This is a genomic window from Streptomyces antioxidans (assembly GCF_000968685.2).
Classification (GTDB): domain Bacteria; phylum Actinomycetota; class Actinomycetes; order Streptomycetales; family Streptomycetaceae; genus Streptomyces; species Streptomyces antioxidans.
Genome location: NZ_LAKD02000012.1, coordinates 1 through 25,228 on the forward strand (window position 1 = coordinate 1; position 25,228 = coordinate 25,228).

Annotated in this window: 23 protein-coding genes and 1 pseudogene; 5 read left to right on the top strand and 19 right to left on the bottom strand. The window is 71.9% G+C overall.

Annotated elements, in window-relative coordinates; translation table 11 throughout:
• Positions 1-294: 294 nt before the first annotated feature.
• Positions 295-858 carry a GbsR/MarR family transcriptional regulator gene (locus VT50_RS06955; protein WP_078840796.1) on the bottom strand — a complete coding sequence of 188 codons (564 nt, stop codon included), beginning with the start codon at positions 856-858 and terminating at the stop codon, positions 295-297.
• Between the two features lie 92 nt (positions 859-950).
• Between VT50_RS06955 and VT50_RS06960 the strand changes: the two genes are divergently transcribed.
• Both VT50_RS06960 and VT50_RS06965 read left to right on the top strand, forming a co-directional pair.
• Positions 951-1,871, top strand: a complete 921-nt coding sequence (locus VT50_RS06960; RefSeq protein WP_046087519.1) for an ABC transporter ATP-binding protein — start codon at positions 951-953, stop codon at positions 1,869-1,871.
• Complete coding sequence (locus VT50_RS06965) at positions 1,868-3,520, top strand: ABC transporter permease (RefSeq protein ID WP_046087518.1); 1,653 nt, start codon at positions 1,868-1,870, stop codon at positions 3,518-3,520. The genes VT50_RS06960 and VT50_RS06965 overlap by 4 nt, the downstream gene beginning before the upstream one ends.
• A 155-nt stretch (positions 3,521-3,675) precedes the next feature.
• Here VT50_RS06965 and VT50_RS06970 read toward each other — a convergent pair whose 3' ends face one another.
• The 17 genes and pseudogenes from VT50_RS06970 to VT50_RS07050 form a co-directional block, all read right to left on the bottom strand.
• Positions 3,676-4,899 (bottom strand): cytochrome P450, encoded by a 1,224-nt coding sequence (locus tag VT50_RS06970; protein ID WP_046087517.1) that lies wholly within the window; start codon positions 4,897-4,899, stop codon positions 3,676-3,678.
• Between the two features lie 100 nt (positions 4,900-4,999).
• Positions 5,000-5,704, bottom strand: a complete 705-nt coding sequence (locus tag VT50_RS06975) for a response regulator (protein ID WP_046087516.1) — start codon at positions 5,702-5,704, stop codon at positions 5,000-5,002.
• On the bottom strand, positions 5,701-7,083 hold the full coding sequence (locus tag VT50_RS06980) for a sensor histidine kinase (protein ID WP_075200413.1): 1,383 nt from the start codon (positions 7,081-7,083) through the stop codon (positions 5,701-5,703). Before VT50_RS06980 ends, VT50_RS06975 begins: the two co-directional genes overlap by 4 nt.
• Positions 7,084-7,216: 133 nt before the next feature.
• Positions 7,217-8,110 carry an alpha/beta hydrolase gene (locus VT50_RS06985; protein ID WP_046087515.1) on the bottom strand — a complete coding sequence of 298 codons (894 nt, stop codon included), beginning with the start codon at positions 8,108-8,110 and terminating at the stop codon, positions 7,217-7,219.
• 3 nt (positions 8,111-8,113) lie between these two features.
• The gene (gene kynU / locus VT50_RS06990) at positions 8,114-9,427 is read right to left on the bottom strand and encodes a kynureninase (RefSeq protein ID WP_046087514.1); all 1,314 of its coding nucleotides are present in this window, start codon (positions 9,425-9,427) and stop codon (positions 8,114-8,116) included.
• Positions 9,420-10,262, bottom strand: a complete 843-nt coding sequence (locus VT50_RS06995) for a tryptophan 2,3-dioxygenase family protein (protein ID WP_046087513.1) — start codon at positions 10,260-10,262, stop codon at positions 9,420-9,422. Before VT50_RS06995 ends, kynU begins: the two co-directional genes overlap by 8 nt.
• 218 nt (positions 10,263-10,480) lie before the next feature.
• Positions 10,481-10,894, bottom strand: coding sequence for a DUF3151 domain-containing protein (locus tag VT50_RS07000; RefSeq protein WP_046087512.1), 414 nt, complete (start codon positions 10,892-10,894; stop codon positions 10,481-10,483).
• A 63-nt stretch (positions 10,895-10,957) separates the two neighbouring features.
• Complete coding sequence (locus VT50_RS07005; RefSeq protein WP_046087511.1) at positions 10,958-12,547, bottom strand: MFS transporter; 1,590 nt, start codon at positions 12,545-12,547, stop codon at positions 10,958-10,960.
• Positions 12,548-12,655: 108 nt separating this feature from the next.
• Complete coding sequence (gene fbaA, locus VT50_RS07010) at positions 12,656-13,678, bottom strand: class II fructose-bisphosphate aldolase (protein WP_046087510.1); 1,023 nt, start codon at positions 13,676-13,678, stop codon at positions 12,656-12,658.
• Positions 13,679-13,854: 176 nt separating this feature from the next.
• On the bottom strand, positions 13,855-14,400 hold the full coding sequence (pyrE, locus tag VT50_RS07015; protein ID WP_046087509.1) for an orotate phosphoribosyltransferase: 546 nt from the start codon (positions 14,398-14,400) through the stop codon (positions 13,855-13,857).
• A gap of 125 nt (positions 14,401-14,525) precedes the next feature.
• On the bottom strand, positions 14,526-15,341 hold the full coding sequence (locus tag VT50_RS07020; RefSeq protein ID WP_046087508.1) for an aldose epimerase family protein: 816 nt from the start codon (positions 15,339-15,341) through the stop codon (positions 14,526-14,528).
• Positions 15,342-15,366: 25 nt separating this feature from the next.
• Positions 15,367-16,263: an SRPBCC domain-containing protein gene (locus VT50_RS07025; protein WP_046087507.1), complete on the bottom strand. Its 897-nt coding sequence runs from the start codon at positions 16,261-16,263 to the stop codon at positions 15,367-15,369.
• Positions 16,264-16,501: 238 nt separating this feature from the next.
• A complete protein-coding gene (locus VT50_RS07030) occupies positions 16,502-18,076 on the bottom strand; it encodes a polyamine aminopropyltransferase (RefSeq protein WP_046087506.1) in 1,575 nt (524 codons plus the stop codon).
• A gap of 260 nt (positions 18,077-18,336) precedes the next feature.
• Positions 18,337-18,852 (bottom strand): annotated as a pseudogene (locus VT50_RS07035) (DUF2617 family protein); the annotation flags it as partial.
• Between the two features lie 376 nt (positions 18,853-19,228).
• Positions 19,229-19,393 carry a hypothetical protein gene (locus tag VT50_RS39920; RefSeq protein ID WP_206269358.1) on the bottom strand — a complete coding sequence of 55 codons (165 nt, stop codon included), beginning with the start codon at positions 19,391-19,393 and terminating at the stop codon, positions 19,229-19,231.
• A gap of 294 nt (positions 19,394-19,687) precedes the next feature.
• Complete coding sequence (locus tag VT50_RS07045; RefSeq protein WP_046087505.1) at positions 19,688-20,620, bottom strand: alpha/beta fold hydrolase; 933 nt, start codon at positions 20,618-20,620, stop codon at positions 19,688-19,690.
• Between the two features lie 201 nt (positions 20,621-20,821).
• Positions 20,822-21,766 (bottom strand): DUF5996 family protein, encoded by a 945-nt coding sequence (locus tag VT50_RS07050; protein WP_046087504.1) that lies wholly within the window; start codon positions 21,764-21,766, stop codon positions 20,822-20,824.
• A 205-nt stretch (positions 21,767-21,971) separates the two neighbouring features.
• On the opposite strand from VT50_RS07050, the gene VT50_RS07055 reads away from it, so the two are divergent.
• The 3 genes from VT50_RS07055 (at position 21,972) to VT50_RS07065 (ending at position 24,489) form a co-directional block, all read left to right on the top strand.
• Entirely contained in the window at positions 21,972-22,562 is a 591-nt protein-coding gene (locus VT50_RS07055) for a hypothetical protein (protein ID WP_143645186.1), read from the top strand.
• Between the two features lie 87 nt (positions 22,563-22,649).
• Positions 22,650-23,117 (top strand): SUKH-3 domain-containing protein, encoded by a 468-nt coding sequence (locus VT50_RS07060; protein ID WP_046087502.1) that lies wholly within the window; start codon positions 22,650-22,652, stop codon positions 23,115-23,117.
• Between the two features lie 199 nt (positions 23,118-23,316).
• A complete protein-coding gene (locus VT50_RS07065) occupies positions 23,317-24,489 on the top strand; it encodes a pyridoxal phosphate-dependent aminotransferase (RefSeq protein WP_240529071.1) in 1,173 nt (390 codons plus the stop codon).
• 163 nt (positions 24,490-24,652) lie between these two features.
• Here the strand turns inward: VT50_RS07065 and VT50_RS07070 are convergent, their stop codons facing one another.
• Entirely contained in the window at positions 24,653-25,189 is a 537-nt protein-coding gene (locus VT50_RS07070) for a YbjN domain-containing protein (protein ID WP_046087500.1), read from the bottom strand.
• Positions 25,190-25,228: the final 39 nt, after the last annotated feature.

Below are 25,228 nucleotides of genomic sequence, written 5' to 3' on the forward strand. Positions count from 1 at the left end.
CCGTCGGCCGAGTGGCGCGAGGGCCCGGCGGCGCCGGAGGCGCGCGCAGGACGGGCGGCGCGCAGGCGACCGGAGCGGGCCGCACGGCCTGCCGGACAGCGCCCGGGGCCGCGAGCAAGCCGGGTAGCGCGCGGCCGGGCCAGGCAACGCCAGAGTGCGGCAGACCGGGCGAGATGCGGCCTGCCTGCTGCTGTCCCGGCGCACGGACGGGCCGGGCGATGTGGCCCGCCCGCCGCCACCCCGCCCGTCGGCCGGGTGGCACGTGGGCGGGTCGGGCGGTGCTCGGACCGGGGGTCAGGGTGTTTGGGTTTTGGGGGACTCTGTGGCGCGGCGTTCGGCCTGCTGGGCGCGCCAGCGCTCGAGCATCTTGGGCAGCTCCCGCTGGACGAACTCGAAGAAGTCGGCGGTCTCGGCGATCCGCAGCCCCGCCGGGGTGCCGGGCCCGAGCACCTTCGCGCCGTCGCGCATGGTGCTCTCCCAGCGGGCGACCATCTGGTCGCGGCGGGTCAGCGTCTCGTACCAGACCTCGTTGTAGAGCCGGTAGCGATCGCGCCGTGAGCCCGGCTCGCGCTCCCGCACCACCATGTCCACCTGGGACAGATAGCGGATCGCGCCCGAGACCGCGGCCGGGCTGATCCGCAGCCGCTCGGCGAGCTCCGCCGAGGTGAGGGCCCCGGAGTCGGAGACGAGGAGCGCCGCGAAGACCCGCGCCGCCATGCGCTGCATCCCGGCCTCGGCCAGATCGGCCGCGAACCGCTCGACGAACCTGGACACCGCCGCCTCGTCACGGCCCTCGTCACGCGCCGCTTCACCGCGCGCTTCATCGGGCGCGCCCTCCGGTTCGATCGTCTCCCTCACCGCTTCATCATCTCCTCTCTTCGTCACATCATCATAAGTTTATATGGTTCCTTAACTTCACAAATTTGTGAAACTAGCGTAGCTTCGAAATCATGAAAACGGCAATCTCCGTGTCCGGCCTCCACAAGTCCTTCGGCCGGACCCACGCGTTGGACGGCCTCGACCTCGAAGTCGAGGCAGGTGAGGTCCATGGCTTCCTCGGGCCCAACGGCGCCGGGAAGTCCACGACCATCCGGGTCCTCCTCGGGCTGCTCCGCGCCGACTCCGGCGCGGTGCAGATGCTCGGCAAGGACCCCTGGCACGACGCGGTCGACCTCCACCGCCACATCGCGTACGTCCCCGGAGACGTCACCCTGTGGCGCAACCTGAGCGGTGGAGAGGTCATCGACCTGTACGGGCGGCTGCGCGGCGGTCTGGACACCGCACGCCGCGCCGAGCTCCTGGAGCGGTTCGAGCTCGACCCCACCAAGAAGGGCCGTACGTACTCCAAGGGCAATCGCCAGAAGGTCGCCCTGGTCGCCGCGTTCGCGTCATCCGAAGTGGAGCTGCTGATCCTCGACGAGCCGACCTCCGGGCTCGACCCGCTCATGGAGGAGGTCTTCCGCGAGTGCGTCGCCGAGGAGCGCGACCGCGGCCGTACGGTGCTGCTCTCCAGCCACATCCTCAGCGAGGTCGAGGCGCTCTGCCGGCGGGTGAGCATCATCCGCAAGGGCCGCCGGGTGGAGTCCGGCACCCTCACCGAGCTGCGCCACCTGACCCGTACGTCGGTGACCGCCGAGCTCGCCGGCGAGCCGAACGGCCTGTCCGGCCTCCCCGGCGTGCACAACGTGGACATCCAGGGCGGCCAGGTCAAGCTCCAGGTCGACTCCGACAAGATCGACGCCGTGCTGCGGCAGCTCACCCAGGTCGGGGTGCGCAGCCTGATCTCCACCCCGCCCACCCTGGAAGAGCTCTTCCTGCGCCACTACCAGGACGACATCACCCGTACGGAAGCCGAGGCGATCGCCCGATGACCGCCGTAGCCGACGCCCGGGTCTCCCCCCGCGCCCGCGGATCGGCCCACGACCTGGCGGGCACGGGCACGCTGCTGCGGCTCGCCCTGCGCCGCGACCGGATCATGATGCCGGTGTGGGTGCTGTGCCTGGGGCTCACGGCCAGCAGCACCGTCGGCCGTCTGAAGAGCGCGTACGACACCCCCGCCCGGCGCGCCAGCCTCGTCCAGGACATGAATGGGAACGGCTCGACCCGGGCCCTGTTCGGCGCCGCCTTCGACGACACGCTCGGCGCGCTCACCGTCTGGCGCGTGGGTGCCTTCCTTACGGTGTTCGCCGCGATCATGAGCCTGCTCATCGTGGTCCGGCACACCCGTGAGGAGGAGGAGACCGGCCGCCAGGAGGCGCTCTCCGCCGGTATGGTCGGCCGCCGCGCCGGACTCACCTCGGCCCTGCTCGCCGTGGCCATCGCCAACGGCGCGGTGACCCTGCTCATCGCGGGCGGCCTCGCGGGCCAGGGCGGCACCGGCGCGCTGACCCTCGGCCTCGCCGTCGGCCTGTCCGGTATGGCCTTCGGCGGGCTGGCCGCCGTCGCCGCCCAGCTCACCGAGAACGCACGGCTGGCCAGGGGCCTCAGCTCCGCCGCGGTCGGCGTCGCCTTCGTGCTGCGCATGGCGGGTGACGCCGCCGAGGACGGCAGCAAGGGCTCCGGCCATGTCCTGGTCTGGCTCTCGCCGCTGGGCTGGGCCGAGTACGCCCGGCCGTACGCGAACGAGCGCTGGTGGCCGCTGCTGCTGGTCGCCGTGCTCGCCGCGGCCTCGATCGCCCTCGCGTACTCCCTCGCCGGGCGGCGCGACGTGGGCGCCAGCTTCTACGCCAGCCGCCCCGGCCCACCGGCCGCGGGGCCGCTGCTGAACGGGGTCTTCGGCCTGGGCTGGCGGCTGCAGCGCGGCGCCCTGTTCGGCTGGGCCGCGGGCTTCGTCTTCGCGGGCGCCATCTTCGGATCCATCTCCGACGGTGCGGACGACTTCCTCGGCGACAGCGACCAGACCCGCGACATCATCCAGCGGATGGGCGGCGCCCAGGGGCTCAATGACGCGTTCCTGGCCGCCATGGTCGGCGTCCTCGGCACCATCCTCACCGTCTACACCACCACCTCCGTACTGCGGCTGCGCTCCGAGGAGACCGACCAGCGCGCGGAGCCCCTGCTGGCCAACGCCGTCGGCCGGTTGCGCTGGGCCGGGAGCCACCTGGTCATCGCGTACCTCGGCCCGGTGGCCGTCCTGGCCATCGGCGGTCTGGCGCTGGGGCTGGGCTACGGCGTCGCGGCGGGCGACCTGGCCGACCAGCTCCCCCGCTGCCTGGGCGCCGCCCTCGCCCAGCTCCCGGCGCTGTGGGTGCTGACCAGCGTGACGCTCTTCCTGGTGGGCGTGGTGCCGAAGTACTCGGCCGCGGCCTGGGCGTTCGTCGGCTGGGTGGTCGCCCTGGGCTGGATGGGCCCGGCGCTCGAGCTGTCCGACTCCATCATGGACACCTCGCCCTTCAGCCATCTGCCGAAGCTGCCGGGCGACGAGGTGACGGCCGCCCCGTTCCTGTGGCTGCTGCTGCTCTCGGCCGTTCTCGCCGCCGGAGGACTGGTGGGCATGCGCCGTCGTGACATCGGCGGCTGACCCCCGTCGGCCCATCGCCTCCCGGCAACCGCCCCCTGTTGTCCACAGGCTGTGGACAACAGGGGGCTCATCTGTCCCGGCGGCCTTCGCCGACTCCGCCCCTGCCGTCGCCGACTCCCTTTCCGTCTTCGCCGATGTCGCTTCGCCGATTCCGCTCAGAGCTCGACCTGGAGCTCCCGCAGACCGCGGATGACGAAGTTCGTCCCCCGCTCCGGCTCCTTGACCAGCCGCAGCCCGGGCGCCTTGCGGAGCAGTGCGCCGAAGGAGGCGATCAGCTCCAGTCGGGCGAGCGGGGCGCCCAGGCAGTAGTGGATCCCGGCGCCGAAACTGATGTGGGGGTTGTCGGCGCGGGAGAGGTCGAGGGCGTCGGGACGGTCGAAGCGGGCCGGGTCGCGGTTGGCCGAGCCGAAGAGCAGCGCGACCTCGCTGCCGCGCGGGATGACCGTGCCGCCGACCTCGATGTCCTCAAGCACCCATCGCTCGAAGAGCTGCAGCGGGGTGTCATAGCGCAGCAGCTCGTCCACGGCGGTGGGCAGCAGCGCGTCGGGGTCGGCGCGGAGCAGGGCGAGCTGTTCGGGGTGGCGGAAGAGCGCCCACCAACCGTTCCCCGTGGTGTTGACCGTGGCCTCGTGGCCCGCGTTCAGCAGCAGCACACAGGTGGAGATCATCTCCTGCTCGGTGAGCCGGTCGCCCTCGTCGTACGCGGCGATGAGCCCGCTGATCAGATCGTCCCCCGGGGCCCTGCGGCGCGCCGCGATCAACTCGCGCAGATACGCGGAGAATTCGACGGACGCGCGCACGGCCCGGCGCGCCGTGTCCTCGCCCGGGCTCAACTCGTACATCCCGCAGATATCCGCCGACCAGGGCCGCAGGGCGGGGCGGTCGGCGGGCGGAATGCCCAGCATCTCGGCGATCACGGCGACCGGCAGCGGTTCGGCGACCGTCGCGATGAGATCGCCGCCGCCCGAGCCGACGAGGGAGTCGACGAATTCCTCCGCGAGCCGCCGGATGGTCGGCACCAGCGCCTCGACCGTCCGCGGGGTGAACGCCTTGGAGACCAGGCGCCGCAGCCGGGTGTGGTCCGGCGGTTCCAGATCGAGCATGCCGTGGTCATTGAGGGTGTGGAACGGCTCGTGCTCGGGCGGCGGCGCGGTGCGGCCGAACTCCTCATGGCCGAAGCGGTGGAGATAGGTGCGGCCGAGCCTGCGGTCCCGCAGCAGCGCGCCGACGTCCGCATGACGCGGGATCAGCCACTGGCGGGAGGGCTCGAACCAGTGCACCCGGCCGCGCTCGCGCAGCTCGGCGTAGGCCGGATACGGGTCCGCGACGAACGACGGCCGCCAGGGGTCGAAGGCGGGGGCTTCCGCACTGCTGCTCATCCCGGGACGGTACCGCCGGGGCCGCCCGGTCTCCAGGGGTCGCCGGATGGCTTCGGGGCCCCGCTGCCTCCGGGGGCCGTCGCGGGGCGCACCAGGCCGGTCAGCCTCCGGGCGTCACCAGGCGTACCTCGTAGGCGAACACCGCCGCCTGGGTGCGGTCGCGCAGCCCCAGCTTCACCAGGATCCGGCTGACATGCGTCTTCACCGTCGACTCTGCGACGATCAGCCGCCCGGCGATCTCCGCATTGGAGCAGCCCTGGGCGACCAGCACCAGGACCTCGTTCTCCCGCTCGGTCAGCTCGGCCAGCCGCCCCTGCGGGGAGGGCAGCGGACCGCCGAATCCGGCCGCCTCGCCGATCCGCGAGAACGTGCTGATCAGGCGCTTGGTGATGGTCGGCGCGAGCAGCGCCTCACCCGCCGCGACAATGCGTACCGCATCGCCGAGCTGCCGGGCGGAGGCGTCCTTGAGCAGAAAGCCGCTCGCTCCGGCGCGCAGCGCCTGGTAGACGTACTCGTCCAGATCGAAGGTGGTCAGGACGAGCACCTTGGCGTCGGCGTCCGCCGCGACGATCTCGCGGGTGGCCTCGAGGCCGTTGAGCTCCGGCATCCGGATGTCCATCAGGACGACGTCGGGGCGCAGGGCGGCCACCTGGGCGATGGCCTGGCGCCCGTCGACCGCCTCGCCGATGACCTCGATATCGGGCTGGGCGTTCAGCAGTACGGAGAAGCCCTCGCGGACCATCACCTGATCGTCGGCGATCAGCACGCGGATGGGAGGGGGGAGGGAGGGGGCGTCGGTGGTCATGGCTCCATCGTCTCCCCCTCCGGGGCGTACCCCCGCTGCGGTGCCGGTGCCGGTGTCTCCGGGGCGGAAGCCTCCGCTTCGGGGACCGCGGCGGCCGGGATGAAGACCGCGACCTCGTAACCGCCGTCCTCCAACACCGCGCCCGCCGTCATCTCCCCGTTCAGCATGGCCACGCGCTCCCGCATCCCGAGCAGCCCGTGGCCCATCCCCGGCGAGGGCCGTACGGCCTGGGTGGGCGGGCCGTTGACGATCCGCAGACCCAGTCCGCCGAGGACATACGCGACTTCGACGCGGGCGGTGGAGCCGGGCGCGTGCCGCAGCGCGTTGGACAGCGCCTCCTGGACGATCCGGTACGCGGACAGCTCCACCCCGGAGGGCAGCGGCCGTACGGCGCCGGTGGTGAGGTGCTCGACGGTCAGCCCGGCCGCCCGGACCCCCGCGAAGAGCGTGTCGAGGGTGGCGAGGGTCGGCTGGGGCGCCTCGGGGTCGGCGTCGGCGTAGGCATCGGGGTCATCGGCGCGGACGACGCCGAGGACGCGGCGGAGTTCGGTGAGCGCGGCGACCGCGTTCTCGCGGATGGTCGCGAAGCTGCTGGCCAGTTCCTCGGGCGGGTCCGCCACCCGGTAGGGCGCCGCCTCCGCCTGGATGGCGATCACCGACATATGGTGCGCGACGACGTCGTGCAGCTCACGGGCGATGGTGGCGCGCTCCTCCAGCAGGGTGCGGCGGGAGCGCTCCTCATGGGTGGCCGACTGCTCCACGGCGACCTGCTGCTTGGTCTCGCGCAGACTGCGCCGGGCGACGACGGCGCCCACGATGACGCAGGAGGTGATCACCATGGGGAAGGCGTTCGTCGGCCGCCAGCCGACGGCGAGATCGCAGGCGAACCCGAATCCGGCCGTGAGCAGCAGCATCTGCCCGGCCACGCGCGGCGGGTTACGGAACGCGACGATCACCATCACCGCGATGTGCGAGGCGAAGAGGGTCGGCGGCCAGGGCCACATGCTGCCCGCGGCCGTTTCGGCGACGCCCAGGCCCCAGACGACGCTCCCCCCGAACGACAGCCACCAGGCGCCGATCGGCCGGTAGAGCGCGATCAGCAGGGGCACGCTGCTGAGCAGGGCCATCCCGACGCCGTCGATTTCGCCCGCCACGGCCATGAGGTAGAGGGCGAAGGCCGTGAGCGCGGCGTGCGGCAGCCACGGCGCGTACGGCCGGGCCCACGGGGGCAACGCGCGCACCAGCGGATGCGTGGCGCCGAGCGGCGGCAGGGGGCGGAGGGCGAAGGCGTCGGTGATCAAGTCCTTCCGCAGATCGGACAGCGCCCGGCGGATGGTGCGGAGTTCGGTCCGCGGAATCGTCTCAGTCACGCCGACCACGGTAGGCAGCGGACGCCGCGGCGTCGTCCCCGGGAATGCGGATTGTGCGGCGTCCGTCTCAAGTACTACGGGGTCGGGTACTACGCGGCGGGGCGCGGCCCGGTGATGTTACGTGGCGGGCTCCGGCCCGGTGCTATGGGGCGGTCTGCGCCCCCGCCAGCTGGGCGATCTCCTCGGCGACGGTGTGCGCGGCAGGCGTCGTCGGGTCGATGGGCGGGAAGTGGCCGCCGTCGCTCCTGATCAGCCGTACGTCCTGTCCGGCGCGGGCCGCCGCCTCCGCGAAGGCGTCCGCGACCGCCGCTGGCACGACGATGTCGGTGCCGCCCTGCACCACGGTGGTGGGGATCGCGGTGGGCAGCAGCGCGGCGGGGTCGGCGAGACCCAGCCGGACCGTCAGCTCATCGTCACCGCCCCCACCCTCCTCTTGGAGGAGTTCGTCCACGGCGCCGGAGCAGACGTCCAGCGCACGGGCCGTGGCGAGGTCCGCGATGGGGGCGAGGGCCACGACACCGCGGTGCGGGGAGGGGGAGGCCAGATGCCAGGGAGTGCCGGACGGCAGCCGATGCCGGGCCGCCGCCCACAGCACGGCGTGTCCGCCCGCGGAGTGCCCGGTGAGCACCACCCGGTCCGGGTCGATCCCGGGGAGCCCGAGCCCCCGGGCGAGACCCGGCACGGTGTCCACGGCCGCCGCGATGTCGTCGAACGTCTCCGGCCACCGCCCGGCCCGCGCGGAGTCCGCCCCACCGCGCCGGTACTCCACGGACGCCACCGCCAGGCCCCGCCCCGCCAGGAAGGCGGCGAAGGGCGACACATGGCGGCGGTCGTAGGGGGCGCGCCAGGCGCCGCCGTGGAAGAGGAGGACCAGCGGGGCGGGGCGCGCGGCGCCGTCCGTCCCGGGTGGCGGAAGGTAGAAGTCCACCACCTGGTCCGGGTGTTCGCCGTACACGGCGGTCCTGGCCGGATCCACGGGTGGGAGCCCGAAGACCGACGCCTCCTCGGCCGCCGCCCCCGCCGTCGCCCCGCCCATCGGTCAGCCCTCCCTCAGCACATCGGCCAGCACCCGCGCCGCCCGCTCCACCTCGGCGAAGCCCGTATAGAGCGGGGTGAAGCCGAAGCGCAGCACATCGGGGCGCCGGAAGTCGCCCACGACACCGCGCCGCACCAGCTCCGTCATCACCTCTCCGGCCCCTCCGGCCTCCGCGGTCACCCCGGCGCCCCCAGGCTCCCCGGCCTCCCCCGCCGCCGCGCACCGCAGGGCCACTTGGCTGCCGCGCTCGGCGTGTGCGGTGGGGGTGATCGACCGGACGCGGCCCGCCGGGACATAGCGCTCGACGCAGCGGAGGAAGAAGTCCGTCAGCGCCAGGCTCTTGGCCCTGACGTCCTCGATCGGCACGTCGTCCCACACCTCGAGCGCGGCCTCCAGCGCCAGCATCGAGAGGATGTCCGGGGTGCCGACGCGGCCGCGGACCGCGCCGCCGGCCGGGGTGTAGGCGGAGGCCATGCCGAAGGGGTCGGCATGCGAGTTCCAGCCGGGCAGCGGCGAGTCGAAGCGGGGCTGATGGGCCCGGGCGACATACAGATACGCGGGCGCGCCGGGCCCGCCGTTGAGGTACTTGTAGGTGCAGCCCACCGCGAGGTCCACCCCATGGGCGTCCAGCCCGACCGGCAGGGCGCCCGCGCTGTGGCACAGGTCCCACACCACGAGCGCGCCCGCCGCGTGCACGGCGGCCGTGGTCCCGGGCAGGTCATGGAGGCGGCCGGTGCGGTAGTCCACGTGGTTCACGAGCACGACCGCGGTGCGGGCGCCGACGGCGGCCGGGACGTCGCCCGCGGCCACCGGGAGCACGGTGCAGCCGGTCATCCGGGCGGCGGACTCGGCGATATAGCCGTCGGTGGGGAAGGTGGCCTCGTCAACCAGGATCTGATCGCGGTGGGCGCCGCGCTGCTGGGCGATCCGTACGGCCGCGACCACCGCCTTGAAGACGTTCACGCTGGTCGAGTCGCCCACCACGACCTGGCCGGGGCCTGCGCCGATGAGCCGGGCGACGCGGTCGCCGATCCGCTCCGGCGCGGTCCACCAGCCGCTCTCCTCCCAGGAGCGGATGCGCAGCTCACCCCATTCGCGGGCGACCACATCGGCCAGCCGGGGCGGGACGGCGCGGGGCAGCGCGCCCAGTGAGTTGCCGTCGAGGTAGACCGTGTCGTCGAGGGTGAAGGCGGCGCGCTTGGCGCGCAGCGGATCGGCCGCGTCGAGCCCGGCGGCCTCGTCGGCCAAGGCGGTCCGCTCGGGCCCGATCGGCTCGCCGCCAGCCGCCTCCGCCGTGGGAATCGTCGCGTCAGACATGGCTGCGCGCCGTCCACAGCTCGGGGAAGACGTTCTTGGCCGCGCGCTTCTCCAGCCAGGCGACCCCGGCCGAGCCGCCCGTACCGGTCTTGGAGCCCATCGCCCGCCGGGTCGCCACCAGGTGGTCATTGCGCCAGCGCCACACCAGCTCGGCGACCTCGGTGAGCGCCTCGCCGAGCCGGGTCAGCTCGCTGTCGCGCGGGCCGGCGTAGATCTCCTCCCAGACCCGCTCCACCCCCGGGTCCGGTTCATGGCGCACGGCGGGGTCGCGGGCCAGCACCGCGGCCGGGACGGCGAGGCCGCGGCGCGCGAGATGGCGCAGCACCTCGTCGTAGAGGCTGGGCTCGGTCAGCGCCTTCTCCAGTTCGGCGTGGACCCGCGGCGCGCCCCGGTGCGGGACGAGCATGGACGCGGACTTCTCACCGAGCAGGAACTCCAGCCGCCGGTACATCGCCGACTGGAAGCCGGAGCCCTCGCCGAGCGCGGAGCGGTACGCGTTGAACTGGCCGGGGGTGAGATGGGCCAGCGGCGTCCACGAGGCGTTGAGCGACTCCAGCTCGTACGCCGAGCGCTGGAGCGCGGCCATCGCGGTGGGCAGATCGTCCTCGCGCAGCGCCTGCGCGGCGGTCTCCCACTCATGGACGATGACGGTGAACCACAGCTCCATGACCTGGGTGGTGACCAGGAACACCATCTCGCCGGGGTCGTCGGAGAGGGGATGCTGGAGGTGGGTGAGCACGGACGCCTGGACGTAGTCCTCGTACGGCGTGGTGCCGTCGAAGTCCAGATTCGGGGCGTCGGACTCGGCGTGATCGGGGACAGGCTGCTGCGACATCGCGTCTCCTGAGTACTGCTCGCTACCGGGTAGCGGTCCGCCCCTTCCTTTCGGTCTCGGAGCCCCGGTCCCCTCGGGACCCACAGCCGAAGGGGCCCCAAACCGCATCATCCGCGCAGCACGGACAATCGGCAAGTACGGAAGGGGCCTGTGGGGCATAACACACCCCACAGGCCCGGTGCGCCTCCCGCTGTCCCAGCGGATCAGCGGAGGGGAGATCAGGAGAGCGTGTCCGCCGCGGTCGGGGAGCTCTCCCGCAGGAAGGTCGAGCAGCGCTCGTACTCCTCCTGCTCGCCGATGGACTGTGCGGCGCGCGCGAGCGCGTGCAGGGCGCGCAGGAAGCCCCGGTTGGGCTCGTGCTCGAAGGGCACCGGACCGTGGCCCTTCCAGCCGCTGCGGCGCAGGGCGTCGAGCCCGCGGTGGTAGCCGGTGCGGGCGTACGCGTAGGACTCGACCACCCGGCCGGACTCGAACGCCTCGTCGGCGAGCTGCGCCCAGGCGAGCGAGGAGGCCGGGTACTTCGCGGCGACCTCGGCCGGGGCCGCGCCGGAGGCGAGCAGTTCGCGCGGCTCCGGGTCATCGGGCAGATGGGTCGGGGGCGGTCCCCCGAGCAGGTTCTCGTGAATGGCCATGGGTTCCAGTCTGCCTGGTCCCGGGGCCCACCCGACACGCTCAAGCCATGAGGGGGACGCGGGTCAGGTACGGGGGCTTCGCTCGCCCGGGTCCAGGGGCGGCGCGGACACCCCGCAGTGGTAGGCGCACTCGGGGCGGCACGGCGGCCCGGCCGCCCGCGCGACGCCCCCGGCGCCCTCCACGGGCACCGCACCCTCCGCACCCTCCGCGCCCTCCGCGGCCCCGGCTCTCCCGGGCTCCGCGCCCACCCCGGCGCCCGCCTGCTCCAGCGCGTCCGAGCGCACCGTGCGCCAGGCGAGGAGCGCCCCCAGCACCAGCACCCCCGCACAGATGGGCATCGCCCGCCGGAAGGTGCTCGAGAAGGCGTCCGCCGATCGGTACGCCTCCGGGCCCATCCCCGCGAGCAGCGGCAGCGCCGCCACCGCGACCAGCCCGGCCGCCCGGGCCGCCGCGTTGTTCACACCGCTGGCCAGACCCGCGCGGGCGACGTCCACCGAGGCCAGCACGGTCGCGGTGAGCGGGGCGACCACCACGACCATGCCCAGGCCCAGCACCAGCAGCGCGGGCAGGATGTCCCGCCAGTACACCGCCCCCACCCCGGCCCGGGTCATCAGCAGCATCCCCGCCGCGCACAGCAGCGGGCCGACGGTCAGCGGGATCCGGGGGCCGATGCGCTTGCCCAGCTCCCCCGAACGGGCCGACAGCAGCAGCATCAGCGTGGTCGTCGGCAGCAGCGCGGTACCGGCGGCGAGCGCGGAGTAGCCGACGACCACCTGGAGGTCGAGCACCGAGAGGAAGAAGAAGCCGCCGAAGGCCGCGTAGACGCACAGGGTCACCACATTGACGGCGCTGAACTGGCGGGAGGCGAAGATGGACAGCGGCAGCATCGGCTCCCGAAGCCTCCGCTCCACGGCGATGAAGACCGCCCCCAGCGCCAGCCCGGCGACGCCCGGAATCACCACGGCGGGCGAGGCGCCCCGCTGCGGCGCGGCGATCAGCGCATAGGTGACCAGGGCGAGGGCCGCCGCGCCCAGCACGGCGCCGAGGATGTCGAACCGGCCGTGCGCCCGCGGATCGCGGGTCTCCGGTACGTGGCGCAAAGCGACCGGCACACACACCGCCGCCAGCGGCACATTGATGAAGAACACCCAGCGCCAGCCGGGCCCGTCCACCAGCCAGCCGCCGAGGAACGGCCCGATCGCCGCCCCGATTCCGCCGAAGCCGGACCACAGCCCGATCGCCCGCGCCCGGTCATCGGGGTGGATCACCGACTGGATCAGCGCCAGCGACCCGGGGGTGAGCAGCGCCCCGCCGATGCCCTGGAACGCCCGCGCGGCGATCAGCACCCCGGCGTTCGGCGCCAGCCCGCACACCAGCGAGGCCAGCGCGAACCACACCACCCCGATCACGAACACCCGCCGCCGCCCGAACCGGTCCCCGAGCGCCCCGCCGAGCAGGATCAGCCCGGCGAGGGTGAGCATGTAGGCGTTGACGGTCCACTGCAGTACGGGGAGGTCGGCGCCCAGGTCGAGCCCGATGCGCGGCAGGGCGACATTGACGACGGTGCTGTCGAGCAGGGCCATGGCGGAACCCAGCACCGTGGTGAACACCAGCCAGCGCCCGGCCGCCGCGGTTAGCCGCACACCTGCCATACCTGGATGATCCCCCGGTCAGCGCCCCCGGGGCCAGCCCAGAACGCAAACGGGCCCGGCGACTCGCCGCGAGGCGAGAGGCCGGGCCCGAGTGGCCGAGCCGATGAACTACTTCAGCTTGGTCCCGGTGGACCGAAGATTCCCACAGGCCTTGGTGACCCGCTCGGCCATCCCCGCCTCGGCCAGCTTCCCCCAGCTCCGCGGGTCGTACGTCTTCTTGTTGCCGACCTCGCCGTCGACCTTCAGCACCCCGTCGTAGTTGCGGAACATATGGTCCGCGATCGGGCGGGTGAAGGCGTACTGGGTGTCCGTGTCGAGGTTCATCTTCACCACGCCGTTCTCCAGCGCGGTGCGGATCTCCTGCTCCGTGGAGCCGGAACCGCCGTGGAAGACGAAGAAGAACGGGTCCTGCTTGCCGTACTTCGCGCCCACACCGTCCTGGAGGTCACGCAGCAGCTCCGGGCGGAGGACGACATTGCCCGGCTTGTAGACGCCGTGGACATTGCCGAAGGACGCGGCCAGCAGGTAGCGGCCCTTGTCACCCAGGCCCAGGGCCTCGGCGGTGCGCAGGGCGTCGTCCACCGTCGTGTACAGCTTGTCGTTGATCTCGTGGGTGACGCCGTCCTCCTCGCCACCGGTCGGGGTGATCTCGACCTCGAGGATGATCTTCGCCTTGACCGCCTCGGCCAGCAGCTCCTGCGCGATGGCGAGGTTGTCGGCGAGAGTCTCGGCGGAGCCGTCCCACATATGGGACTGGAACAGCGGGTTCTGGCCCTTGGCGACGCGCTCCTGCGAGATCTTGAGCAACGGACGGACATAGCCGTCCAGCTTGTCCTTCGGGCAGTGATCGGTGTGGAGGGCGATGTTGACCGGGTACTTCTCGGCCACGACATGCGCGAACTCGGCGAGGCCGACCGCACCGGTCACCATGTCCTTCTTGTACTGGCCACCCAGGAACTCGGCACCACCGGTGGAGATCTGGACGATGCCGTCGCTCTCCGCCTCGGCGAAGCCGCGCAGGGCGGCGTGCAGAGTCTGCGTCGAGGTCACGTTGATCGCCGGGTAGGCGAACTTGCCCGCCTTCGCCCGGTCGAGCATCTCGTTGTAGATCTCAGGGGATGCGATGGGCATCTGACCGCTCCTTGTATGTGCGGGTTAGTCGTACTTGGCCCTGACCTAGGGGCGACGTCATCGTCGGGGCCATAATCCCAGACTCCGCCGATTGCTCCACACGGCGCACGCCGAGACCACACGGACGGGGGTGGGTGGTTTCACGTGAAACCCCCCGCCTCCCCAGACCGCGTGACTCAGCTCAGCCCGAGGTCGGCGAGCGAGTACGCCGGGAGGTACGGCAGCCCGGCGTCCGCGATCGCGGGCGCGGCGCCGCGCTCGACGATCGTCGCGACCGCGACGACCTCCGCACCCGCCTCCCGTGCCGCCTCCACCGCGGTCAGCGGTGAACCACCGGTGGTGGAGGTGTCCTCGACCACCAGCACCCGGCGGCCCGCGATGTCCGGGCCCTCGATCCGCCGCTGCATACCGTGGGTCTTCTGGGCCTTGCGCACCACGAAGGCATCGAGCCGACGCCCGCGCGCGGCGGCGGCGTGCAGCATGGACGTGGCCACCGGGTCGGCGCCCAGCGTCAGCCCGCCCACCGCGTCGTACTCCAGCTCGGCCGTGGTCTCGAGCATGACCTGTCCGACCAGCGGCGCGGCCTCGGCGTCCAGAGTGATCCGGCGCAGGTCGATGTAGTAGTCGGCCTCACGCCCGGAGGAGAGGGTCACCTTGCCGTGGACCACGGCCTTGTCCTTGATCTGTCGCAGCAGGGCGTCACGGGCATCGCTCATGCGCATGAGCTTATGCGGTGGCCCTCGGAACCCCCCAAGCCGCTCCACACCGTGAGATCGAGCGCGTCAGCGTGAGACCGGGACCGCACCAGTCGACGAACCGAACCGCGTCAGTCGACGAACCGACCGCGTCAGGCCAGTGTGCGCCAGGTCCAGGTCATGGCGATCTCCAGCGGATCGATGGGGGTGACCAGCCGTGGCAGGAGGTTGAGGCCATTGGGCGGGCCGGACTGCGGTTCCACGCACACCGCCTCCGCCTGCTCGTCGTAGACGACCACCCACTCCGTCCGGCTGGTGACCTTCAGCTCCAGCCGACCGGGCCAGGTGAGCGTGACGTCCACCCCTTGCGGCATCCCGAAGCAGTCGTCCCAGGGGCCGGGCTTCGGCGCGATCCGGCGGCCGGTGGGGAGGTGGTCCTCGCCGCGCTCCTCCTGCCATGCGGCGTCGAAGGCGATCTCGGCACCGGGGCCGCCGTCGCCGAGGTTCCGCAGGAACCATGGATGCCAGCCCGCCTGCGCCGGGAAGGAGTCGCCCTCGGTCTCCACGCTCATGGTGACGGTCAGGCTGCCCGGGGCGAGCTCGAAGGCCTGGGTGACCCGGCCCTCGTACGGCCAGGGGTCGGCGAGGTCGTAGGTGAAGGCCGCGCTGGACTCCCCCGCGCTGACGGGGGCCCATGCGACGTTCCGGCCGGTGCCGTGGATCGCGTGCGGCGGGGAGTTGACGGGCAGTTGGTGGATCCGCCCGCCGTTGCGGAACCGGCCGAGGCCGGTCCGGCCGCACCACGGCACCATCGGGAACGACCCGAACCGCGGGCCCTGCCGCAGCAGCTCCGTACCGCCGATGCGCAGTGAGCCGATACGGCAGCCGCTCTCGGGTGAGACGGTCAGCTCGGCGTCCCCGGCGGTCAGCCGTACGCCCTTGGTCTCCGTTGTGTCTTCGGTGGTCACAAACACCGAGCCTATGCGCCCTGGCTCATCGGCGGCGGCGAAGTACGCGACGGCCCACGACGACGACGGAGGCGAGCACGACGGCCGCGGCGGGCGCGGCCCAGCGCAGCGTGGCGCTGGTGGAGACGGTCTCGGGCGCGGGCACCGGGGCGTAGCGACCGCGCGGCGGGGCGTGGTCGACCTCCTCGGTGGAGCGGCCGATCATCGTGCGGCGGGCGTGGGCGGCCTCGGCCGGGGGCTCCTCGTCCAGGTCCTCGAGATCGCCGAGTTCGCCGAAGCCGACGGGCTCCTCGACGGCGTCCACCTCGTCGATGTCCTCCAGGTCGCCGGCGTCCTCGATGTCCATGTCGTCGGCCGACAGCGGAAGCTCGGCCTCGGTCGGCAGCCCGGTCTCCTCCGCGGCGGCTCCCGCACCCGCGTCGGCGCTCCCGCCATCAGCCCCGCCCGGGACCTCGCCGGGGGCCTCGCCCTCCGTGGGCGCGCTGATCGGGGACGTCTCCAGCCCGGCCGTGAGCGCCGTGGCGAACCGGTCCAGCATGCGGCGGGCCACGGTGATGGACGCCTCGTCGTCGAACTCGGCCAGCCGCCCTTCGCTGTGGACCGTCCCGGAGCACTTCAGCTCCGTACCGCCCTCGACGGGCCCCGGTGTGATGGTCAGCGCGAGCTTCACCGAGCCGCTGCCGCGCGCCTCGCCGCCCTCGCCCTCGACCTCGAAGGCATCGCCGCGCCGTACGACGCGCAGCACACCGCGATAGGTGATGGTGGACCCGCCGATGCGCAGTCGCAGCCGCCCGGCGAGCGGACCTGCGGCCTCATCGGCGTCCTGCTGGAGCCCGGGAACGCAACGAGCGACGCGGGCGGGCTCCGCGAGCGCCAGCCGGACGGTGTCGACGGGAAACGGAACGAACACCTCATGCTCCATAGGTCAAAACAGTACCCATCGCACGTTCCCTGAGACCCGTTCCCGCACAACTTTCCGCGTGCCGCTGAGGTACGCCGCCGATACGAGCCCCCGGCGCGCGAACACGCCCCGTACGCGGGTGGGCGGCGCCCCACGTGGTCCGCCCCCGGGACTCGGCGGCGGTGTCCGCGGGGCTCGGCGGCGGCGTCCGCGGGCTCGGCGGCGGTGTCGCTGCCCGCCCCCGGGCCGCCCCGAAGCGTCACTCGCCATAGCGCGGACGCATGAGCGTCGACGGGGGCAGCCCCCGCTCCCGGCCGCGTTCGGCCGTGCGACGGGCCGCCCACAGCCCCTGCTCGGTCAGCGAGCGGGGCCGCGGCCGGTGCGGGGCCAGCCGCAGCCCGACGGGAGAGCGCGCCGACAGGACGAAGCCCCAGTCGTGGGGGCTGCCGCGCCCGGGGCGCGGGGCGCCGATCACATACGGAGTGGTCCGCAGCCCGACCGAGCGCATCGTGGCGTCCACCGTCCAGAACGCCCGCGGATCGGGCCGCAGCGGCCCGGCGTGGACCACCAGTCGGCCGCCGGGCGTCAGCACCCGCTCGGCCAGGCCGTAGAACTCCTGGGAGTAGTACTTGGTGCTCGGGGTGAGCTCGGGGGCGGGCAGATCGCAGACCACCACGTCGTACGCCATGGACCGGCGCAGCCAGTCGAAGGCGTCCGCCGTCACCGCCCGCACCCGCGGATCGCGGTAGGCGCCGCCGTTGAGCGCGGCCAGACCGGGATCGCGCCGGGCCAGCCGCACCACCTCCGCGTCGCGCTCCACGACGGTCACCGACCGGACCCCGGCGTACCGCAGGACCTCGCGCACCGCGAGCCCGTCGCCGCCGCCCAGCACCAGGACCCGGGCATGCGGTCCGGCGGCCATGGCCGGGTGGATCAGCGCCTCGTGGTAGCGGACCTCGTCGCGCCCGCTGACCCGCAGCCGCCCGTTGAGGAACAGGGACAGCGGCCGCCCGCTCGTCCCCCCGCCCACCAGCACGATCTCCTGCTCGCCCGTGCTCAGCGCGACCCGCACCCCCGGTCCGTAGACCGCCTGCCGGGCGGCCCGCTCGAAGGAGGGGGTCAGCACGGCACCGGCGGCCAGCGCGGCGAGCACCAGCCCATTGGCGACGATCAGCGTCCACCGCGCCCGTACGCTCAGATCGCGGCGGAACAGCCAGAGCACCAGCGCGCCGCCCGCGACCGCGTTGACCGCGCCGGTGACCAGCGCGCCGGTCAGCTGGCCGAACGCGGGCAGCAGCAGAAAGGGAAAGGCGAGCCCGCCGACCAGCGCACCCACATAGTCCGCCGCGAACAGATCGGCCACCGCGCCGCCCGCGTCCTGTCGGCGCACCCGCTGGATCAGGGTCATCAACAGCGGCACCTCGGCCCCGATGAGCACACCGATGGCGAACGAGAAGCCGACGAGCGCGGAGCGCGAGTGACCGCCCCAGGCGAAGCACGCGTACAGCGCCATCGCCGAGCAGCCGCCGACGAGCGCGAGCACCGCCTCGACCGCGCCGAAGCCCACGGCGGCCCGGCAGCGCAGCCGCTTGGCCAGCAGCGAGCCGACGCCCATGGCGAAGACCATCACGGAGAGCACGACGGAGGCCTGGGTGACCGAGTCACCCGCCAAGTACGAGGCCAGGGCGACGAGTTCGAGCTCGTAGACGAGGCCGCAGGCGGCGCAGACGAAGACCGTGCCGAGCACGAGGAAGCGGCCGAGCCCCGCCCGCACGGGCAGCCACACCGGAGGGCCGGATTCCGGCGACGACGGCGCATCCGAGACGACGGGCATGGGCGAATCGATCACAAAGGGAACGCTACGTCACATATCGCTTACGTCTCGTCCCCCACACGAGTGCATTGCGCCCTTCAGGCGCAGGGGACTTGGGGTGGCCCCCCACCCGACGCCCCACCTGACAGCCCATCCGACGCCCCAGCCGGCAACCCATCCGGCAGACCGCCCGGCAGGCCACTCGGCAGGCCACTCGGCAGACCGCCCGGCAGGTCACTTGGCAGGTCACCCATATCGAGCCCGCCCGCGCCCGGCGGCCTGAGCGCGGGCGGCACCCGGGCCCCCACACAGGTGCGGGTGGTGACCAACCGCCCCTCCTGGGGGTAGGCATGCCAGGTCCGCCACCCCACCGTCCCCTCGTTCCACTGCGCGAGCAGCGCCGTGAACGCGTTCGGACTGCCGGGGAACGTACCGGCCAGACCGTGCGGATGGTCGGCCACCAGGGCGAGCAGTTCCTGCGCGCGCCCGGAGAAGGCGCCCTGCGACAACTCCTCGACGCGCGCCGCGAATTCGTACTCGCGGCCGTCGACGAGGGTGGAAACCCCCAGCGGAAGCGGGGTGCTGTTGCCGGACATGCAGGCCACGGTCTCCGAGCAACGGCTGCCCTCCCCTTCGAGGAGGACCTGGTGGGAGGCGCCCAGAAGCCGCAACTGGATGGCGAAGTCGTGGAGTTGAAGATCGAGCACGGCGAGGGCGGGAAGCGGCTCCCGTCCCAGCCCCCAGGCGAGGTCAGCGGCGCGGGTATCGGTGTAGGCAGTCTTGAGGGTCGTGAGCATGGATCGGCTCCGCAAGCACGCAGTGGAAAGAGATGGGCCAGCTCGCCCCGCGGGGGACCAGGGGCATGCGCATACGGCGGCTCGTGCCCACGTGGGGCCGTAAGGTCGATTGGTGGTATACGGAATCATGAAATGCTGGGCGCCACATCGTTTTTACCCACCTTCGCCGGGTTTCCACCCTCTAGGGCGCTCCTTAGGTCAAGTGTTCAACAAGCCAGCGCCCGGCGCACGTTGGCGCGCCGGGCGCTGGCTCACTGCTTTGCTTCACGACCGTAAGGACGGCCTGGCAACCGTAAGAAGGTCATGGCGACCGTAAGGACGGCGTGACGCCTCCCGTAAGAAGGTCATGGCGGCCGTAAGAACGAGACGGCAGCCGTCAGGGCCGCGGGAACCGCGGGTCAGCCACCCCCGCCACAGCCACCGCCGCCACCACCACCGCCGCCACCGCAGCCACCTCCGCCACCGCAGCCGCTTCCGCCGCCGCAGCCACCGCCGCCGTGGTGACCACCCCCGTGATGGCCACCACCACCGCTGTCGCCACCGGCCCACCAGCCGCCACCCGCGGCCCCGCTGGACCCTGCCCCCCAGGACCGCCTGCGCCGCCCGCTGTATCCCTTCGACCGACCGGCACCCAGCGCGGCGAGCGCCGTGACCGTGAACGCCAGCACGATGAAGATGACAACAGGACCCATGGTCCTCACTCTCCTTCCAACCCCCGTAGCGAGGTACAGCTTCGTACCTGCCGGGTCCCATGCCCGACCTCATGGGGGGTCAAAGCGGAGTTGAGGAAGTCCAGAGGTTCGGCGCGCGCCTCACGCGCGGTCCAGCACGCGTCCTAGGCGTGGTCCGCGGCCTGGGAGGTGACGCGCTCGATCGCGCGCACGGCGACGTCAGGCTGGTCGACGTAGATGTAGTGGGCGCTGTTCTTGGCGGGGCTCAGCTTGGAGCGGCTGGAGACCGCGAGCCACTTGCGCTGGCCGTTGGTCCACGCCCGCTCCAGGCCCGGCCCGTAGTCGGGCACCTCCGCGAGGTACTGCTTCCCGTGGTGGATCACCTCCACCGGGATGTCCCCGGCGGAACGGACCTTCCCGTCGGGCACCGTGAGCTTTTCCGGCTCCCCTCCGCGAAGGATCGCGAGGGTCTGATCACGCAGCTCGGCCGCCGGGCCGGTGGCGGACTCGGGGATTCCCTTGTTGAGGTCGGCGGTCTGGGTCGGAGAGGTGGCGTCCATCAGGACCAGCCCCTTGATCCTGTCCTGGTGGTCGGGGGCGTACCGGGCGGCGATCAGCCCGCCCAGCGAATGCCCGGCCAGGACGACCGGAGCGTCACCGGCGACCCGGTCGAGCACCGCGGTCAGCACCTTCCCCGTGCTCTTGAGGGTCTGCGGCCCGTCGGGCTTGTCGCTGGCGCCCTCACCGAGCCGGTCGTAGGAGCAGACCCGGTTCTTCTCGCTCAGGGTCTTCTGGAGCCCGGCCATCTTCTCCAGGCCGTCGCCGCCACCGACCACCAGCATGATGACCGGCCTGCCGTCCGCCGAAGTCCCCGAACAGGACACGTTCACCAACCGGCCGCCGACCTCGATCTTCTTGGTGCCGGTGAGCAAGGCCTGATCGCCCGCCTGCTTGGAACCGGCGGCGGACGAGGTGGCGGACGCGGTGGCGGACGCTTCCGACTCCGCCTTCGAGGAGTCCTCACAGCCGACCAGCCCCACACCGGCCACGGCGCAGGACAGCGCGATCACAGCGGACACCCTGGCACTGCGGATCATCGTTCTTCCCCCTGGGAGAGTCTGGGTCACCCGCAACGCGCGGGCGTCTCAGACGCTAGGGACCCGGAGCCCCGGAATCGTCACCGCAGGGAGGACACCTGCCCGTAGCTCGCCCGGGGGACAGCCCCCTCAGCCAGGAGCCCACAACCGCGGCGGGGAGGAGATCAGCCCACCGCAGGCGTCACGATCCGCCGGGCCCCCCTAACGGTGCTCCCAGTGCACGGGGTCGGCCTCCAGGACCGCGCGGTCCCAGTCGGCCAGTTCGGCGGCCGCCTCATACGTGCTGTGCAGGAATTCGCCCAGCGTCCGGTCCGGATCGGGCGCGGTGGCGACCGCCTCGTAGGGCAGTACGAACTCGCCGACGTCCCGCCGGTACGAGGCCGTCGCGGGCCGGACCGGCTGGTCGGCGAAGCCCGCGGGCTCGGGGTAGGCGTAGGAGTAGAAGCCTCCCTCCTCACCGCCGCCGGGCCAGAAGCCGCAGCTGGAGAGCTCGACGGAGTACGCCTCCTGCGTCACCCGGTCCGGCAGGTTCGGCACCCCGCCGGGGGGATGCGGCGGCGCGGTGCGGCCGGAGAAGCGGGTGACGGCCAGGTCCATCGCCCCCCAGAAGAAGTGCACGGGACTGGCCTTGCCCACGAAATGGGACCGGAACTCCCCGAACACCCGCTGTGCGTTGAGCAGTTGCTCCCAGAAGAGCCGGGTGGCGCGCGGATCGTACGCCGCGTGCCGGTGGTCCTCCGGAAACGGGATCGCCACGGGCACCTCGTTCGGCCGGGGGTACATCCGGGTCTGGATGCCCAGCTCCCCCAGCACACCCATGATCTCCGAGTAGAACTGCGACACCGGTTTGGACTCCAGCACCAGCTCGCGCCGGCTCCCGTCGCTGACCCTGATCCCCAGCCGGTTGTCGATAAAATCGAACTCAATATCGAATGCCCCGGTCCGATACGGAACGGTGGACGTACTCAGCCCGCGCGGTGTGACATACAAGGTCACCTGCCACCACTGATTGGCCGGTGGCGCGTGGTCCAGCCGGATCTTGCCGACGATCTGGGTCCACATGTGCAGGGTGTCCCGGGTCTCGGCCCAGTCCTCCAGCCGGAGCCGCGGCCAGGCACCGGCCTCCCGTGTCTTCTGCTCGGCCATCTCGCCTCCCGCGGGACGCACCACCTCGGCGGCGCGTAGTCGACGGCGTCCGACCCGGCCGAGTACCCGCCCCTCCCACCGCCCAAAACGGACGCGGAAAAATCCGGCACGGCAAGGGACGACCGCCGCGTCACCCGAACCGCAGCCCAGGACGCCGCGGGCTAATCTCACACCACTGACGGTCGGTCCGGAGTCGGGAGACTTTTTGTCCAGCTTCTACTTGTTCGAAGGATCGCTCATACAAGGTGGCGGCGGTTGGGAATTCATCGAGGTCAGCCGTGATCGGGCTGATGTCATGCGGGCGGCTGCCCGCTACGTCAGGGAAGGCAAGTGGATCGGCGGCCCCTTTGACACCTGCGAAATCCGCGTGTACCAGCACGGTGAACTGGTCTGGGACCAGTCCGTCTATCCGCTGACGACGGTGAAGATCCCTGGCTTCACCGAGTTCCGTTTCGACGATCAAGGGCGAATGCTCGGTGGTCTCCCCGAGCCGGGAAGCGGCTACGAGCGCTTCTCCGAGCGCGACCTCGAGGGAGCCGTGCTCCCCGAGCTGGTGAACAAGCGGCCTGAGGAGGTGCGGGTGACGATCGACTGGGACGACCTCGCATGGCCCCAGCTCGAACCTCCACTGCTCTCCAAGGACGCCTGTGTGCTCATCGATCTCGCGGACGGTACCGCCCACCACGTGGGCCAGGGACTGGCAGAGGAAGAATTCGACGAGCACATCGAGGAACTGGAGGAGGAACTGAACGACGACCAACGCATCGTCTTTTATGGTTTCAACAGCTTGGTCTGAACTGACCGTGTCAATTCTCAGCACCATTTTCCGCGTCTGCGATCGTCGAGTACTGCCCGAACCCGGCGACGGAGGGCAGGGCCTGTCATGAGCGAGTGGTCGCCGGAGGTACGTGAGGTCCTGGCGGCTTCGGGATGGACAGCGGGCAGGCGGGTCGACACGGCCCACTGGCGGTCCATGTTCGAAGCGGTCGGCATCGTCATGCACGACGCCGCGGAGACATTCCTCCAGGAGTTCGGGGGGCTGTCCGTACGCATCGGTGGCCCGGGGCTCAGCTGCGCCCGGGAACCGTTCGCACTGGACCCGGAGTTGGCTTGTGGAGAGGATGACCGGTTCTCCGAGTGGAGCGACTCCTTGGGAATACGTCTGTTCCCGCTCGGCGAGCTCGATCACGGACGGTTCTTTCTGGGTATCGACGAGGGCAGTGAGATCTACCTCGTCGAGACCTGGGTCGCCAGCTTCGGTCCCATGCCGCACGCCCTCGAGAATCTGATCCTCGGCGTGCTGCCCCGCAGGATCGAGGACGAACCCAGACGGTCGGATCGCGCCCGCTGACCAGGTCACTCTGGCAGTCGGTCGCCCTGCAGGCCGGTGACCACGTGGGCAGCGGTCACGGTCCGCACGTGCTCGGCGAGGACGTCCAGCTCGGGACATCGAGACGGGCGCAGGCCAAGGTCTGGCCCTGACCCGGCACGGGCAGGGGAGTCAGGGGGAGAGTTGATGGCGGCCGACGGTTCGGCGGAGTATGGGCGCCATGGGACGACCGCCGCTCAACCGCCGACTGGCCGCCTTCGGGACCACGATCTTCGCCGAGATGTCCGCCCTCGCCGTGCGCACCGGCGCGATCAATCTGGGGCAGGGCTTTCCGGACACCGACGGCCCCGAGGAGGTTCGCGAGGCCGCGGTCCGTGCGCTGCGGGACGGCCGGGGGAATCAGTATCCGCCCGGCCCCGGCGTGCCCGAGCTGCGCGCCGCCGTCGCCGAGCACCAGCGGCGCTGGTACGGCCTGGGCTTTGACCCCGACACCGAGGTGCTGATCACCGCGGGCGCCACCGAGGCCATCGCGGCGTCGCTGCTGGCGCTGGTGGAGCCGGGCGACGAGGTGATCGCGCTGGAGCCGTACTACGACTCGTACGCCGCTTGTGTGGCCATGGCGGGCGGTGTCCGCGTGCCCGTCACCCTCCGTCCCGACGGCGACACCTTCCGGCTGGACCTGGACGAGCTGCGGGCCGCCGTCACCGACCGCACCCGGCTCATCCTGCTCAACACCCCGCACAACCCCACCGGCACCGTGCTCACCCACGATGAGCTGGCCGCGGTCGCCGAGCTCGCCGTCGAGCGCGATCTGCTGGTGGTCACCGACGAGGTCTACGAGCACTTGGTCTTCGGCACCGGGCACACCCCGCTCGTCTCCTACCCCGGGATGCGCGAGCGGACGGTCACCATCAGCAGCAGCGGAAAGACATTCTCGTTCACGGGCTGGAAGGTCGGCTGGGTGACCGGCGTTCCCGAGCTGGTCACGGCGGTGCGCTCGGCCAAGCAGTACCTCACCTACGTCTCGGCGGGGCCCTTCCAGTACGCGGTCGCCGAGGCGCTGGCCCTTCCCGACGCCTACTTCCACGGCATCCGGGACGATCTGCGCGCCAAGCGCGATCTGCTGGCCGATGGCCTGGCCGACGCGGGCTTCCACGTCTTCCGCCCCTCGGGCACGTACTTCATCACCACCGACATCCGGCCCCTCGGCGAGACCGACGGCTTCGCCTTCTGCCGCTCGCTCCCCGAGCGCTGCGGCGTGGTCGCGGTGCCGAACGCGGTCTTCTACGACCACCAGGACCAGGGCTCCCCCTTCGTCCGGTTCGCCTTCTGCAAGCGCGAAGAGATCCTTACGGACGCCGTGGCGCGCCTCAAGACCCTCGGCCAGGGCTGACGCGGCAAAAGCCCGGCCGCGCGCCGCCTCCCCTGGTGGGCAGCGGTGCGCGGCCGGGCTCTCCTGTCTCTACGCCGCCTCCATGGAGCTGGGGCGGGCCCGACCGGGGTACGGCCTTCGCGAGCGCCGTACGGCTTCCCCGACCGGTATGCGGCTCGGCCGCCTACGCCTCGTCGTCGCCCGGCTTCTCCTCGCCGTCGGACTCGATGTCGGCCTCCAGACCGAGCTGTTCGACCAGCCAGCGGTCGAACTCGATCGAAGCCCGTACCCAGCTGACCGTGCTGGACACGAAGTGCTCCAGGCTGACGCCGGTGCCGATCAGCATCTGCGCCTCACCGATCAACCGGACCGTGCCGTCGTCATTGGTGTGGGTGTAGACCTTCGGCCACAGGGTGCGGCGGTTCCAGTCGTCGATCGCCTCGAGCAGCCGCGGCTTCTCATCGATGCCGTGCGGCCGGTCGTAGAACGTGCGGACGGAGAAGACCTGCTGCTCTTCCTCCCCGCGGAACATGAAGTAGGTACGGAACTGCTCCCACGGCGCGGCGAGGTCCCCCTCCTCGTCGACGACGTACTTCAGCTCCATCTGCTCCAGCAGCTGCTTGACCAGGTCCTGGTCGGGCAGCACGGGGCCGCTCGGACCCGTCGGTTCGGGCTCGGGCTGACCCCCGAAATTCGGAATCGAGGACGGGTCGATGCTCACCGTGGATTTCCCTTCGTATGGAATACCGCCATCCTCCCT

Bases quoted from the DNA above. Each gene is read 5' to 3' on its own strand.
- VT50_RS07030 (WP_046087506.1), bottom strand. From the start codon at position 18,076: ATGCCCGTCGTCTCGGATGCGCCGTCGTCGCCGGAATCCGGCCCTCCG.
- VT50_RS06985 (WP_046087515.1), bottom strand. From the start codon at position 8,110: ATGGGCGGGGCGACGGCGGGGGCGGCGGCCGAGGAGGCGTCGGTCTTC.
- VT50_RS07050 (WP_046087504.1), bottom strand. From the start codon at position 21,766: ATGGCCGAGCAGAAGACACGGGAGGCCGGTGCCTGGCCGCGGCTCCGG.
- VT50_RS06965 (WP_046087518.1), top strand. From the start codon at position 1,868: ATGACCGCCGTAGCCGACGCCCGGGTCTCCCCCCGCGCCCGCGGATCG.
- VT50_RS07060 (WP_046087502.1), top strand. From the start codon at position 22,650: ATGAGCGAGTGGTCGCCGGAGGTACGTGAGGTCCTGGCGGCTTCGGGA.
- VT50_RS07065 (WP_240529071.1), top strand. From the start codon at position 23,317: ATGGGACGACCGCCGCTCAACCGCCGACTGGCCGCCTTCGGGACCACG.
- VT50_RS06975 (WP_046087516.1), bottom strand. From the start codon at position 5,704: ATGACCACCGACGCCCCCTCCCTCCCCCCTCCCATCCGCGTGCTGATC.
- pyrE (WP_046087509.1), bottom strand. From the start codon at position 14,400: ATGCGCATGAGCGATGCCCGTGACGCCCTGCTGCGACAGATCAAGGAC.
- VT50_RS06960 (WP_046087519.1), top strand. From the start codon at position 951: ATGAAAACGGCAATCTCCGTGTCCGGCCTCCACAAGTCCTTCGGCCGG.
- fbaA (WP_046087510.1), bottom strand. From the start codon at position 13,678: ATGCCCATCGCATCCCCTGAGATCTACAACGAGATGCTCGACCGGGCG.
- VT50_RS06970 (WP_046087517.1), bottom strand. From the start codon at position 4,899: ATGAGCAGCAGTGCGGAAGCCCCCGCCTTCGACCCCTGGCGGCCGTCG.
- kynU (WP_046087514.1), bottom strand. From the start codon at position 9,427: ATGTCTGACGCGACGATTCCCACGGCGGAGGCGGCTGGCGGCGAGCCG.
- VT50_RS06995 (WP_046087513.1), bottom strand. From the start codon at position 10,262: ATGTCGCAGCAGCCTGTCCCCGATCACGCCGAGTCCGACGCCCCGAAT.
- VT50_RS07005 (WP_046087511.1), bottom strand. From the start codon at position 12,547: ATGGCAGGTGTGCGGCTAACCGCGGCGGCCGGGCGCTGGCTGGTGTTC.
- VT50_RS07025 (WP_046087507.1), bottom strand. From the start codon at position 16,263: ATGGAGCATGAGGTGTTCGTTCCGTTTCCCGTCGACACCGTCCGGCTG.
- VT50_RS07000 (WP_046087512.1), bottom strand. From the start codon at position 10,894: ATGGCCATTCACGAGAACCTGCTCGGGGGACCGCCCCCGACCCATCTG.
- VT50_RS07045 (WP_046087505.1), bottom strand. From the start codon at position 20,620: ATGATCCGCAGTGCCAGGGTGTCCGCTGTGATCGCGCTGTCCTGCGCC.